Raw genomic sequence first — 13,456 nt, 5'->3', positions numbered from 1 at the left:
CAGCCAGCGGGCTTTTTCCTTGCCGCCAGCATCCGCCGCCACAACCAAGAGAGAGTCCAATGACCACCGAACTACCCAAGATCGATTTCGAAAAGATGGACGGCCTCATCCCCGGCATCGTCCAGGACGCCAACACCGGCGAAGTCCTCATGCTCGGCTTCCTCAACGAAACCAGCTACGCCAAAACCCTCGAGTCCGGCTTCGTCACCTTCTGGTCCCGCACCCGCCAGAAGCTCTGGATGAAAGGCGAAACCAGCGGCAACCGCCTCCGCATCGTCTCCGCCGCCACTGACTGCGATAACGACACCATCGTTTTCAAAGTCACCGTAGACGGCGACGGCCTCGTCTGCCACGAAGGCACCATCTCCTGCTTCACCAAACAGATCCCCGTCGAAACCCCGGCATTGGAAGAGGTCTCAAGTGGCAAATAAGATTCGTCTCGGCATCCCCAAAGGCTCGCTACAGGACGCCACCATCGCCCTCTTCCGCCGCGCTGGCTGGAACATCTACGCCGACGGCCGCAGCTACTTTCCCTCGATCGACGATAAAGAGATTGAGTGCATGCTCATCCGCGCCCAGGAAATGGCCCGCTACGTCGACCACGGCGTCCTCGACGCTGGCCTCACCGGCATCGACTGGGTCGTAGAAAGCGGCCTCCAGGTCGAGAGCATTACCTCGCTCACCTATGCCAAGCAGAGCCGCCGCAAAGTCCGCTGGGTCCTCGCTGTTCCCGAAGGCTCCGGCTTCGAAAAAGCCGAAGACCTCGAAGGCAAGACCATCGCCACGGAACTCGTCGGAGTCACCAAGAAGTACTTCGCCGACAAAGGCGTCGACGTCAAAGTCGAGTTCAGCTGGGGCGCCACCGAAGTCAAGCCGCCCATGCTCGCCGACGCCATCGTAGAAGTCACCGAAACCGGTAGCAGCCTCAAAGCCAACCGCCTCACCATCATCGACACTGTGATGGAAAGCGAAACTCATCTCATCGCCAGCAAGTCCGCCGCCGCCGACCCCTGGAAGCGTGCCAAGATCGAGCAACTCGCCCTCATGCTCCGCGCCGCCATCGATGCGCAATCCCAGGTTGGCCTCATGCTCAACATCCAGCGCCAGCACCTGCAAAAAGTCATCGAAGTCCTGCCAGCACTCAACTCCCCAACTATCTCCGAACTCAGCAACCCAGCCTACGTCGCCGTCAACACCATCCTCGAAGAGAGCACGGTGCGCGAAGTAATCCCCCGCTTGAAAGCGGCAGGCGCCACCGGCATCGTCGAATACCCACTCAACAAAGTAGTCCTCTAGCCCGGCAATCTCCCGGGTCTGATCCAAAGACCCGGAGATTCCAAACTCAGCCACTTCGCCTAACCCGCTGACTTGCTAACTCGCCAAGAGGGAATCCATGCGACTCTACAAGACCCAAGGCCGCACAGCCAAGAAGACCTACTATCTCCTCCAGCAATTGGAGCAGCGCAGCGGCTCCTCCCTCGACTCCGTCCTCCCCGCCGTCCGGAAAATTCTGGCCAAAGTCCGCAAAGGGGGCGACAAAGCCCTCCTGACCTACGCCCAGAAATTCGACAAGCTGGCAAAGTCCCAACCCATCCGCATCACCGAAGAAGAAACCGCAGCAGCCTGGCAGCAGCTCGACCCCACGCTCCAGCAAGCCCTGCAAGCCGCTGCCAAGAACATCCGCACCTTCGCCCAGCAGCAGATGCCGCGCTCCTGGCAAGCCTCAAGAATCAAAGGCCTCACCACCGGTCAACTGGTCCGCCCCATTGAATCAGCAGGCTGCTACGTCCCCGGCGGCCGTCACCCGCTCCCCAGCACTATGCTCATGACCGTGATCCCAGCCCAGGTAGCAGGCGTAACGCGCATCGTAGTCACCTCACCTAATCCCGCTCCAGAGACGCTGGCAACAGCCCACCTGCTAGGCGTAACCGAGTTCTACCGCATCGGCGGAGCCCACGCCGTAGCCGCCCTCGCCTTCGGTACGGAATCCATCCCTAAAGTCCGCAAAATCGTAGGCCCCGGCAACCTCTACGTCACCGCCGCCAAGCGCGAAATAGCCTTCGAATGCGGTATCGACATGCTGGCCGGCCCAACGGAGATCATCGTCACCAGCGACCTCGGCAACCCCGCATCCATAGCCGCGGACTTGGTAGCGCAAGCCGAACACGACCCAGCTGCCTTAGCCATCTTCGTCACCACCAAGGAAGAGCTGGCCAACGCCGTCCTGCTCGAAACAAAGCTGCAATCCGCCAAGAACCCCACCGCCAAGCAGGCCCTCAGCAAGAACGGCTACATCTTCGTCACAGCCAGCCAGGAGGAAGCCCAACAAATCACCAACCGCCTCGCCCCCGAGCACCTGACAGTAGACTCAGAAGCCGACCTCGCCTGGGTCCAGAACGCCGGCTCAGTCTTCATTGGCCAGCACACCCCACAACCCATGGGCGACTACATCAGCGGCCCCAACCACACCCTTCCCACCGGAGGAACAGCCACCCTCCGCGGCGGCCTAAGCGTCAACGACTTCCTCAAGCTCATCACTATCCAGCAATACAACGAAAAAGCGTTAGCCGAGCTAGGCCCCGCAGCCATCCGCATAGCAGAAGCCGAAGGCCTGACAGCCCACGCCCAGGCCATCCGAGCCCGTCTCAACTGATAACCGGTTGCCCCACCTTCATCGCGTTCTGTGCGGTTAAGGTGGGAGTAAAAATGCCCGAGCGTCAACTACTCCAGCTAACTTGCTGACTCGCTAACCAGCTAACTCGCCAAACAGGAACCAAGATGACAGAACCCCAGCCCCGAGCCCGAGTTCGCCAGATGCCCGAGTACCACCCACCCCTCGGCAACCGCGACACCCTCCGCCTCGACTTCAACGAGAACACCGTATCTTGCTCCCCGGCAGTCCTCGCCGCAATCCAAAGCCTCACCGCAGAAGACCTCACTTGCTACCCAGAACGCGGCCCGGTCGAAGCCCAGGCAGCCGGATATCTAGGCCTCCGTCCAGAGCAAGTAATCCTGACCAACGGCGTAGACGAAGCCATCCACATCCTTTGCCAGGCCTTCCTCGACGCCGGCGACGAGCTACTCCTCCCCGTCCCCACGTACACGATGTACGAAATCTACGCCAGCGCCACCGACGCAGAAGTAGTCCGCGTTCCCGCATACCTCAACGGCGATTTCAAATTCCCCCACGAAGCCCTGCTAGCCGCTATCACCCCCAGAACCAAGCTCATCGCTATAGCCAATCCCAACAGCCCCACCGGCAGCACCACCACCCGCGAACAAATCCTCGAAGTCGCCGCCGCCGCTCCGCAAGCCGTAGTCCTCGCCGACGAAGCCTATTTCCACTTCCACGGCGAAACCGTAATCGACCTTGTAGGCACAGTCCCAAACTTGATCGTCGCGAGAACATTCTCCAAAGCCTACGGCCTCGCCAGCCTGCGCCTCGGCCTCTTAGCCGGCCCCGAACCACTCCTGCAATGGGCCCGCCGCGTCCTATCCCCGTATAGCGTGAACATGGCCGCACTGGTAGCCCTGTCCGCCGCCCTGAAAGACCAGACCTATCTCGACAACTACGTAGCCCAGATCCTCGAAGCCCGCGAGAGCTTTCTCAAACAGCTCACCGAACTGGGCCTGCCGTACTGGCCAACAAAAGCCAACTTCGTCTTAGTCAAGATCGGCGCGCAGCACAAAGAATTCTCAGCCTTCATGAAGTCGCAAGGCGTCCTGGTCCGCGACCGCTCCGCCGATCCCGGCTGCGACGGCTTAGTCCGAATCACCATCGGCACTCCAGCTCAAATGCAACAGGCCGTCACCGCCATCCAGAATTTCAAAACCGCCGGAGTACTAGCATGACCCCCGAAACTCGCACCGCCGAAATCATCCGCCACACTACCGAAACCAAGATCGATATGCACCTCACCATCGAAGGCCAGGGCCAGTACAAAGTCTCCACCGGCATCCGGTTTTTCGATCACATGCTGGAGCTCTTCACCCGCCACGGCGGCTTCAATCTCGACCTCACATGTAAGGGCGACCTCGACGTAGACCAGCACCACACCGTCGAAGACGTAGGCATCGCCCTCGGCGAAGCCTTCGCTCGCGCCGTCGGAGACAAACGCGGCATCAACCGCGCCGGCTACTTCCTCATGCCCATGGACGAAACCCTCGCCATCGCCGCCATCGACCTCAGCGGCCGCACCGCCTACGCCGTAGACACCAAAGTCCGCACCCGCCTAGTAGGCGACCTGCAAACCGAGCTGGTGACAGACTTCTTCGAAGGCTTTGCCCGCGGCGCCCAGGCCAACGTCCACGTAAAAACCATGTACGGCCGCAGCAACCACCACAAGATCGAAGCCATCTTCAAAGCCTTCGCCAGGGCCCTTCGTGTAGCCGTCTCCCGAGACACGCAACTAGCCGAACAACTCCCCAGCACAAAGGGACTTTTATAGCCTTCAGCTTCTAGCCTCTAGCGTTCAGCTAGAAGCTAGCGGCTAGAAGCTAGGAGCTGTATGAACGTAACCGTAATCGACTACAAAGCCGGTAACCTGACCTCCGTCGTCAAAGCCCTCCGTCACCTCGGCGCGGAAGTCGAAGTCACCGACCGCCCCGACACGCTCGCGGCAGCCGAACGCATCCTCCTCCCCGGCGTGGGCCACTTCGCCGCTACCGCCCGCCTCGACGACACCGGCCTCACCCGCGCCATCAACACCGCCATCGCCAACGGCACGCCATTCCTCGGCATCTGCGTCGGCATGCAGTGGCTCCTCCAGGGCAGCACGGAAGCCCCTAACCAGCCCGGCCTCGGATACTTTCAAGGCAAATGCGACCGCTTCCCCGAAGGCTCAGAAAAAGTCCCCCATGTAGGCTGGAACCAGATCATGCCCCGCAACACCCCGCACAGCCGCCTCCTCGCCGGCGTAGACGACAATGAATTCGTCTACTTCACCCACAGCTACCGAGTCCCCACGAGCGTCCACATCCGAGCCGAAGACGACAGCCTCGAAAATCCCACCGCCGCCGTCACCCGTTACATCCAGCCCTTCGCCGCCGCCCTAGAACATGACAATGTCTTTGGAGTCCAATTCCACCCGGAAAAATCCGGCGAAACCGGTCTGAAAATCCTGAAAAACTTCCTGGATCTCAAATAACAGTCAACCCATCAAGAGCAATCAGCAATGCTACGCCTTAAACGAATCCAGCTAACTTGCTGACTCGCTAACCCGCTGTCTTTTCTTAACCAGCCTCTAGCTAGCAGCTAGAAGCTAGGAGCTAGAAGCTAACATGCTCACCCGCCGCATCATAGCCTGCCTCGACTGCCGCGACGGCCGCGTCGTCAAAGGCGTCCAGTTCGTCGACATCATCGACGCCGGAGACCCTGCCGAACTCGCCCACCGCCATGCCCAGGAGGGAGCCGACGAAATCGTCCTCCTCGACATCACCGCCACCCACGAAGGTCGCGCCACGCTCCTCGACACCGTCCGCCGCACTGCAAGTTCCCTTTTCGTTCCCTTCACCGTAGGCGGCGGCATCCGTACCGCAGCAGACGCAGAAGCCGTCTTCGAAGCCGGAGCGGACAAAGTCAGCATCAACTCCGCAGCCCTCGCCAACCCAGCCCTCATCACAGAAATCGGCCAGGTCTTCGGTAGCCAGGCCGTCATCGTCGCCATCGACGCCCGCCGCGACCCCAGCACCCACGACCCCATCTCCAACGCTGGCGTCTACACCCACGGCGGGCGCAAAGACACAGGCCGCTCCGTCGTCGAATGGGCCAGAGAAGCCGAATCCCGAGGCGCAGGTGAAATCCTCCTCACCTCGATGGACTCCGACGGCACCCGCAGCGGCTTCGACTGCGAACTCACCGCCGCCGTCAGCCGCGCCGTGCGCATCCCAGTCATCGCCAGCGGCGGCGCAGGCACCGTCGCCCACTTCGCCGACGTCTTCGGCCGCGGCCAGGCAGACGCCGCCCTCGCCGCCAGCATCTTCCACTTCGGCATCTCAACGTCCCGTTATCTCAAAGAATCCCTCGCCGAAATGGGCATCCCAGTGAGGCTCCCATGCTGATCCCATCGATTGACCTGCTAGGCGGCAAGATTGTCCAACTGGTCCAGGGCGAAAAGTTAAAGCTGGCCTTCGACGACTTCGAATACTGGATCGAGAAATTCTCGAAATACCCGCTCGTCCAGCTCATCGACCTCGACGCGGCCATGGGCCAGGGCGAAAATACCGCCCTCGTCGAGCAAATCTCCAAACGTCTCCCTGTCCAGGTCGGCGGCGGCATCCGCACCACCGCCCGCGCCCAGTCGGTTCTCGCCGCCGGAGCAAAGCGAGTCATCATTGGCAGCAGCCTCTTCAAAGAAGAGCAGGGAATTGGCAGCGTCAACACGGCATTCGCCGCCGAACTGGCGGAAGTCATAGGTCCAGCCCGGATCGTAGCCGGCATCGACTCCCGCAACGGAAAAATTGCCATCAAAGGCTGGAAGTCCCAGGTAGACCTCACCCCCGACGGCGCCATAGCCGCCCTCGAACCCTACGCAGAAGCCTTCCTCTACACCCACATCGACGGCGAAGGCCTGTTGGGTGGCTTCCCTATAGAAATAGCGAAGCGCCTGCGTCCTCTCACGCAACGCCAGCTAATCGTTGCAGGCGGCATTCGCGCCCAAGAAGAAATCGACACCCTGGCCACCCTCAACATCGACTGCGTAGCCGGCATGGCCGTCTATACCAATCTACTCGCCGTCTAACTGCAGAAGGTTTCTCATCCTGAGCGCAGCGAAGGATCTGCTTTTGTCATGTAGTTGCTCTTGCTTTTTTGTCTCTCATTCTCGAAGGGAATCCGTCGTTCCTATTCCCTAATCCCTATTCCCTGCTCCATCGTCTATCCTGAAATCCCCAAGTCTTAAAGAAAGAGGTCCCATAACTATGACCACCAAAATCAGCGGCGTCCGCCTCGCCCGCCGCCTCGACGAAGTCGGCTTCTCCGACATCGTTCAAATCCGCAATAAAGTCATGGCCCTCCGTGCCGCCGGAGAAAAGGTCCACATGCTGCACGGCGGTGAGCCCTACTTCGAAACCCCGGAGCCCATCAAGTACGCCGCCATCCAGGCCCTCGTCGAAAACCAGACCCACTACGCAGCCTCCAGCGGCATCGCCCCTCTGCGCGAAGCTCTCGCAAAAAAGCTCACCGAAAAGAACAAAATCCCCACCACTCCCGACCAGGTCATCGCCACGGTAGGCGGCAGTCAGGCCCTCTACGGGGCCTTCCAATCCGTTCTCGATCCAGGCGACGACGCCCTCGTCTTCGCCCCCTACTGGACGCCAATCGCCGATCTCATCCGCGGCGCCCAGGCCCGGCCGCTGCTCGTCCCAACATCAACTGCACGCCGCAACGGCATTGCCAATACGCTGGCTCAGTTTGCCACCGAGCAGACCCGTTGCATCTACTACAACACCCCGCAAAACCCTTCCGGCGTCGTCTTCACCCGTGCTGAAGCCGAAGAAGTAGCCCAGTTCGCCATCGACCGCGACCTTATTGTTGTCGCCGATGAAGCCTACGAAGACCTCGTCTACGAGGGCGAACACTTCTCCATCGCCTCGCTCCCCGGCATGGCCGAGCGCACCATCACTACCTACACCTTCTCGAAGTCCTACGGCATGACCGGCTGGCGCGGCGGCTATGCCCAGGCCCCCGAACCCTTCATGACAGCTCTCAAGAAGATCGTCCTCTACTCCACCAACGGCGTAACCACATTCGTTCAGCACGCCATGGTCCAAGCCCTCAAAACCCCTGAGTCAGAGATCGCCTGGCGCCGCGAAGAATACCGCAAGCGCCGCGATATCCTCGTAGCCGGCCTCAACGAAGTAGGACTCGACTGCGACCCACCGGCAGGCGCCTTCTACGCCTTCCCCAACACGGAAAAAATTCATAAAAACAGCCGCACCGCCGCCGAAATCCTGTTGGAAAAGGCGCACATCGCCACCATCCCCGGCTCCGTCTTCGGCGCCCAGGGCGAAGGCCACCTACGCTTCGGCTACGCACTCTCCATCCCAGAAATCGGAGCCTGCGTAAATGCCCTGAAATCTTTCCTGAAATAGGCGCAGCAATCAGCGGTGAGTGGCCATCAACCACCCACCGCTTCGTTCATGGTTCGCAAGCTTTGGCTTTTTCGGCGCGAGAAGTAGCTTTCAGCCTCTGAATATGAGCAAGAGAACGGCTTTAGCCCGGGCCTTCCTGATCACTGGTCACTAGCCACTAATCACTAGCCTTTACCGCCACAGAGACACAACCATCCCACCAGCCACAATCAACGCCCCACCCACCATCACCGGCACCGTAGGCGCAGTCCGAAAAATTAGAAAGTTCGTAATTTGAAACACCACAAACAGCACCGCCACATACAACCCAGTCACCTCGGCGAACTCCACCGGCGCCAGGTTCAACGTAGTTCCATAGAGCCCGAGCAAAGTGACTCCCAGCGCTAGAAAGCCAACGCGCGGCCCCATCCCAGCGTTCTTCAAAGCCAGGCGAATCACCGCATCGCCCACTGACTCGAAGATTGTAGCCACCAGCACAAAAAGAAATACGCGCATACAGCAAGCATACCGAATCGCTAGTCGCTGACCGCCTTCTCCGTCTCGACTCGTGAACTCCGCAGTTGCCGCGCCAACTGCTTTAGATGTACTTGCACTGCATAAGCCCGCAAAATCACCTCCTGCGGATACTCAAAGTTCCCCGGACGGATCTCCGCCATCTTCGCCTCCAGCCGTGCAATATCTTCGTCCAGATAGAACCCCTCCGGTGCCACCCCAAACTCCCAACGGTGGATACACCCCGCCACATGCTGGAACCCGCCGACAATATGCTCCGCCAGCCGCCCCAGTTCTGGCTCCAAATGGGATGCATATCCCGCTTCTTCAACATGCGCCCCACCCTGCACCGCCAGATCCAGCGCCCGCAGTAAATCCGCCATCCCCCGTCCAAACTGATGCAGCAGCGATAGCGCCTCCACCGAAGCAGCCCCACCCGCAGGCTCATTTCTCGCTGCATCCAGCAACTGCCCATTCGCCTCCAGCGCCGCCGTCACATCCTTCCACCGCTCCGGCAAATTCGAGGCAGCCTTCCCGCGAAACCCCGCCAGCACCGCCTCAAACAGCGCGCCCAGCCGCAGATACTCCTGGGCCAACCCATCCCTCAGCCTCAATCGCGCGCGGCTCGGCAGCACTACCGCCGAAATCACCAATGCCACCACAATTCCCAGCAGCACCTCTAGCACCCGGTGCGCCGGCAGCGTCCAGTTCGAACCCGTCCGGTGCACCAGCATGATGATCGTCACCGTCACCCCGGCCAATCGCGCACTGTTCTTCAAACCCAGCAGGCTGCACGTCACCATCGCCGCAACCACCGCCGTCAGATAGACCCACAACGCCCACGAATCCGGCCCGATCGGCGTAAACACCGCCCCAAATCCCGCCCCGATCAGCGTCCCCAGCAGCCGGTCCCGCGAAGCCGTCACCGTCGACCCCACATTCGACTGCAACACAATAATCGCGCTGATTGACCCCCAATACCCGTCTTGCAGCCCAAACAGCTTCGCAATCCAGTAGCAGATCCCGGCCGCCATCGCTGTCTTCAGCGCCAGCACCACCATTGCCCGCTTTTCATACGTAAAAAAGCCAACCTCCTTCGCCCCCGCCAGCGGACGCTCCACCGCCAGCACCTCCTGCGACCAGGTCTTGCGCCTCGAAAAAGCCATATCCGCTGCCCCCGCCAACCTTTCTCAATTAGACCAGAATGGATCAAAGTCCACTCTTCCTGAACTTCCCGCCACTTTTCGCCCGCTTGGTGAGTCCAATGTGTACTTTGTGATCTTTAGGAGTGCCATCTTAGCTATGCGAATTACCCCAGTCCTCTCCCTATCTCTTCTGCTCTGTAGCGGAACATTGGCCCTCGCGTCTTCACCCCCGATCGCGACATCGATCGAGTCCGAGCTGCCCTCCGCCCCGTCGCATCCATGGACCGAGACCAACTTTGACCGGAATTCCGAGTTGAGCTTCGCAGCGACCTACAGTTCGTCAGACGCCACCCTGCCCGACGACCCGGCCTTCCAGGCTGCTCAGTCTTCGACCCCCGCCAGCCAGACTGACCCGCAAGCCGGTCCCCAGCAGACCAAGCGCATCCTCTTCATCATTCCCAACTTCCGCTCCGTCTCCGCTGACGCCAAGCTGCCTCCGCTTAGCCCCAAGCAGAAGTTCAAACTCGTCCTTGACGACACCTTCGACTACTCCAGCTTTATTGAAGTCGGCATCCTCTCCGGTGTCTCAGACTGGCACAAATCTGAACCCCAGTTCGGCCACGGAGCCATCGCCTATGGCCGCTACTACTGGCACAGCCTTGCCGACACCATAGACGGCAACTTCATGACCGAGTTCCTTGTTCCTGTCGCGACACACGAAGATCCCCGCTACTACACTCTTGGTCACGGCGGTTTCCTCAAGCGCACTGTCTACTCCGTCTCCCGCCTCGCCATCACCCGCAGCGACTCCGGCCGCCCCACCCCCAACTTCGCTGAAGTCGTCGGAAACGGCGCCGCCTCCGGCATCTCCAACTTCTACTACCCCGGTGTCGACCGCACTTGGACCAAGACCGGTCAGCGCTGGGTCCTCCAGTTAGGCGTTGACGGCCTCTCCGACTTGGTCAAAGAGTTCTGGCCCGACATTAACCAGAAACTCTTCCACGGCAAGGAGTAGTTCTCGTCTTACAACCTCCTATGCGCAGCCTGTAGCATAAAAACATGACTGAACACAGGCTGCGCGTAGGCTACCCCTCAGCTCTCGACCCCGAACTTCTGAAGCTCTTTCCGTCAGAAATCGAGCTGATTCCCATCCCGTCCAACCCCGAGGGTACCTTCGACATTGACCTTTGGATTCCTCCACCTGCTCCGGTCCTCGGTCAGCGCGTCTGGCCTCACCTCCGCGGTGTCAAGACGGCTCTCTCGCTCATGGCGGGTACAGAATGGCTCACAGACCTGGTCGGCCCTTCCGTCACCGTGACGAACGCACAGGGCGCACACAGCATCTCTACCGCTGAATGGACTGTGTCGGCAATTCTCGCGATGCTCAAATATTTCCCGCTCTACCGCGACCTCCAGCGAGCCGCCGACTGGCCCGGCCGCCGTCAGGCCAGCCAAGACTACGCCGCCATCCACCGCGACGAACGCCCCCAGTTCCCACCCATTCTCCAGGAAGAACTGCACGCGAAGAAGGTCCTCATCATCGGCTACGGCGATATCGGAAAGACCATCGAAAAGTGTCTCGTCAACTTCGGCGTAGAGATCACAAGAGTAGCCCGCACCCCCAGAACTGAACCTGAAGTCCACCCTGTTGCCGAACTCGACGATCTCCTCCCAAACGCTGAAATAGCCATCCTGATCCTCCCGCTGACTCCCGAATCCCAAGGCCTCATCGGCGCAAAGCAACTCGCTCTCCTCCCGCAAGGTGCGTTGCTCGTCAACGCCGCCAGGGGCCCCATCGTCCAAACCGATGCACTGGTAGAAGCCCTCAACAACGGCCACATCCGCGCTGCCCTCGATGTAACCGATCCAGAACCCCTACCCGCCGACCACCCGCTCTGGAAGTGCCCCAACCTCTTCATCACCCCCCACGTAGCCGGCAGCACCCCGCAGTTCAGCCCTAGAGCCTTCAAAATCGCCACAGAACAAATTCACCGCCTCCTAAAAGGCGAACCGCTCATCAACGTAGTCCAAACCGGAGCGTGAGCAACTGCAACCCTAGGCGGAAAGCAAAGGCCCGGAGCATTCGCTCCGGGCCTTTGCCTTTCTCGTTGTCATTCCCGAAGGGAATCTGCTGTTCTCTGTACTCTTTCCTCGTCCCTACTTCGCCGCCTCAGTCCCCTTAATAAACGCCGCCACATCCTCATGGAACTGCTTCAAAATCCCATCATTCACATAAATCATGTGCCCGGCAGCGTAGTACTTGTAGCTGATGTTCTTTTGCAGATCCGCCGGAATCGGCAGATGATGCATCTCAAACTTCCCCTCAAAATAAGGCGTAGCCAGGTCATAATACCCACCCGACAACAGCACCTTCATCTTCGGATTGGCCTTCATGGCCCGCGCCAGATCAGGCATCACATTCGGCCCGCTCTCCGTCTCCCGGAAAGGCCACTTGAACCCCGGTTCCCCGTACGTATTCACCTTATATGTCCAGTTCTCGCCATACTTCAGATCGGTCCGTAGATACTGGTTGATGGCCGTCGTATAGGCCGAGCTGATCGCAATGCTCTGAGGATCGTACATCGCACCTTCGCTCAGCCGGTCCATATCCGGACCCTCGTACCGCGTATCCAGCCGTCCAGTCGTGATCCCCGCCTCGTCCTGCAGCTCCTTCGAAAACGCTCCGCCCTCAATACGCAGATCGCTCTTCAAAATGTAGGCCACCGGCAGTCCCGTATAGTCATGCAGCTTGCTGGCAATTGCCTGCCGCCGGTCTTCCGGCAATTCCGAGCCTTGCAGCAGCGCCGTCATATACTCGCCCAGCGCAAACTTCTCCACCTCAGCCAGAAAAGGCTCCAGCGTCGCCGTCGGATTCGGCACCTTCTTGTGATACCAGGCGCTCGCTGCCATCGTCGGCAACGCCAGCGCAAACGCCTGATCCACCCCGGGATTCACCTTCGGATCATCCGCACTGTTGTCGAAGCTCAAGATCGCCGAAAGCAGCACAATCCCGTTCAAATCCACCCCGCGCAGGTCCGCGCTGAGTACCGCGCTGCGCGGCGTCCCATAGCTCTCCCCAAACAGATACTTCGGCGAATTCCACCGGTCATACTTCGTCAAGAACCTCCGGATAAACCGCTCAAACGCATGCGCATCCGCATCCAGCCCCCAGAACGCTGCTTCCTTCCCCTTGCCAAAAATGCGGCTGAACCCCGTCCCCGGCGCATCGATAAAGACGAGATCACTCACGTCGAGCAGGCTGTAGTCGTTGTTCACAATCTTGTACGGAGCCGCCGCCTCATGCACGGTGTCTGTCGTCACCACGCGCTTCGGGCCGAACGATCCCATGTGCAGCCACATGGTCGAAGAACCAGGCCCGCCGTTATACAGAAACGTCACAGGCCGGGTCTCCGAAGCAGCACCCTTCTTGAAATAAGCGGTGTAGAAAATCCGCGCCGTAGGAGCAGCATCTTCCAGCTTGTCGGGAGCTTTTTCGCCCGAGTCAGCCAGCAGCTTTCCATCCAGCCCGATCAACGCATCCTGCGAATTCGTAGCGCCGACGGTGAGCGTTCCGGCAACGGCCTTGTAAGCAATCGCCTGCCCGCCCACCGTCACCGAGCCCTCGGTCACGGAGTCCGCCTGCACAGCAGGAACAGCAGCCTCACTTGGCTTCTTGTCCTTGGCCTCCTGTGCCAAACCGGAAAGGGAAACACCAGCGTACATCGCTG

General features: G+C 60.0%; 14 protein-coding genes. 11 read left to right on the top strand and 3 right to left on the bottom strand.

Features of this window, described 5'->3' with window-relative positions:
- Positions 1-59: 59 nt before the first annotated feature.
- From hisI to AC5S27_RS20045, 9 genes are all read left to right on the top strand, one after another.
- A complete protein-coding gene (gene hisI, locus AC5S27_RS20085) occupies positions 60-431 on the top strand; it encodes a phosphoribosyl-AMP cyclohydrolase (RefSeq protein WP_493936341.1) in 372 nt (123 codons plus the stop codon).
- Positions 421-1,296: an ATP phosphoribosyltransferase gene (hisG, locus tag AC5S27_RS20080; RefSeq protein WP_493936340.1), complete on the top strand. Its 876-nt coding sequence runs from the start codon at positions 421-423 to the stop codon at positions 1,294-1,296. The genes hisI and hisG overlap by 11 nt, the downstream gene beginning before the upstream one ends.
- Before the next feature lie 97 nt (positions 1,297-1,393).
- Entirely contained in the window at positions 1,394-2,653 is a 1,260-nt protein-coding gene (gene hisD, locus AC5S27_RS20075; protein ID WP_493936339.1) for a histidinol dehydrogenase, read from the top strand.
- Between the two features lie 125 nt (positions 2,654-2,778).
- Entirely contained in the window at positions 2,779-3,852 is a 1,074-nt protein-coding gene (hisC, locus tag AC5S27_RS20070; RefSeq protein WP_493936338.1) for a histidinol-phosphate transaminase, read from the top strand.
- The gene (gene hisB, locus AC5S27_RS20065; protein WP_493936337.1) at positions 3,849-4,448 is read left to right on the top strand and encodes an imidazoleglycerol-phosphate dehydratase HisB; all 600 of its coding nucleotides are present in this window, start codon (positions 3,849-3,851) and stop codon (positions 4,446-4,448) included. The genes hisC and hisB overlap by 4 nt, the downstream gene beginning before the upstream one ends.
- 60 nt (positions 4,449-4,508) lie before the next feature.
- Complete coding sequence (gene hisH / locus AC5S27_RS20060) at positions 4,509-5,147, top strand: imidazole glycerol phosphate synthase subunit HisH (protein WP_493936336.1); 639 nt, start codon at positions 4,509-4,511, stop codon at positions 5,145-5,147.
- Between the two features lie 133 nt (positions 5,148-5,280).
- Positions 5,281-6,060 carry an imidazole glycerol phosphate synthase subunit HisF gene (hisF, locus tag AC5S27_RS20055; protein ID WP_493936335.1) on the top strand — a complete coding sequence of 260 codons (780 nt, stop codon included), beginning with the start codon at positions 5,281-5,283 and terminating at the stop codon, positions 6,058-6,060.
- Positions 6,054-6,740 (top strand): 1-(5-phosphoribosyl)-5-[(5-phosphoribosylamino)methylideneamino]imidazole-4-carboxamide isomerase, encoded by a 687-nt coding sequence (locus tag AC5S27_RS20050; RefSeq protein WP_493936334.1) that lies wholly within the window; start codon positions 6,054-6,056, stop codon positions 6,738-6,740. Before hisF ends, AC5S27_RS20050 begins: the two co-directional genes overlap by 7 nt.
- A 178-nt stretch (positions 6,741-6,918) precedes the next feature.
- Positions 6,919-8,091: a pyridoxal phosphate-dependent aminotransferase gene (locus AC5S27_RS20045; protein ID WP_493936333.1), complete on the top strand. Its 1,173-nt coding sequence runs from the start codon at positions 6,919-6,921 to the stop codon at positions 8,089-8,091.
- Positions 8,092-8,262: 171 nt separating this feature from the next.
- Here the strand turns inward: AC5S27_RS20045 and AC5S27_RS20040 are convergent, their stop codons facing one another.
- Both AC5S27_RS20040 and AC5S27_RS20035 read right to left on the bottom strand, forming a co-directional pair.
- Positions 8,263-8,586 carry a hypothetical protein gene (locus AC5S27_RS20040; RefSeq protein ID WP_493936332.1) on the bottom strand — a complete coding sequence of 108 codons (324 nt, stop codon included), beginning with the start codon at positions 8,584-8,586 and terminating at the stop codon, positions 8,263-8,265.
- Between the two features lie 20 nt (positions 8,587-8,606).
- Positions 8,607-9,749, bottom strand: coding sequence for an FUSC family protein (locus AC5S27_RS20035; protein ID WP_493936331.1), 1,143 nt, complete (start codon positions 9,747-9,749; stop codon positions 8,607-8,609).
- Positions 9,750-9,885: 136 nt separating this feature from the next.
- Here AC5S27_RS20035 and AC5S27_RS20030 point away from each other — a divergent pair, with 136 nt between their 5' ends.
- Complete coding sequence (locus AC5S27_RS20030) at positions 9,886-10,743, top strand: hypothetical protein (RefSeq protein WP_493936330.1); 858 nt, start codon at positions 9,886-9,888, stop codon at positions 10,741-10,743.
- Between the two features lie 44 nt (positions 10,744-10,787).
- Positions 10,788-11,771 carry a 2-hydroxyacid dehydrogenase gene (locus AC5S27_RS20025; protein ID WP_493936329.1) on the top strand — a complete coding sequence of 328 codons (984 nt, stop codon included), beginning with the start codon at positions 10,788-10,790 and terminating at the stop codon, positions 11,769-11,771.
- Between the two features lie 114 nt (positions 11,772-11,885).
- Here AC5S27_RS20025 and AC5S27_RS20020 read toward each other — a convergent pair whose 3' ends face one another.
- A complete protein-coding gene (locus tag AC5S27_RS20020) occupies positions 11,886-13,451 on the bottom strand; it encodes a S10 family peptidase (protein WP_493936328.1) in 1,566 nt (521 codons plus the stop codon).
- Positions 13,452-13,456 lie beyond the last annotated feature (5 nt).

The sequence above is a fragment of the Acidicapsa borealis genome, from assembly GCF_059115245.1.
Note: the sequence above shows the minus strand (reverse complement) of the source record. Positions and strands in the feature narration are given on the sequence as shown.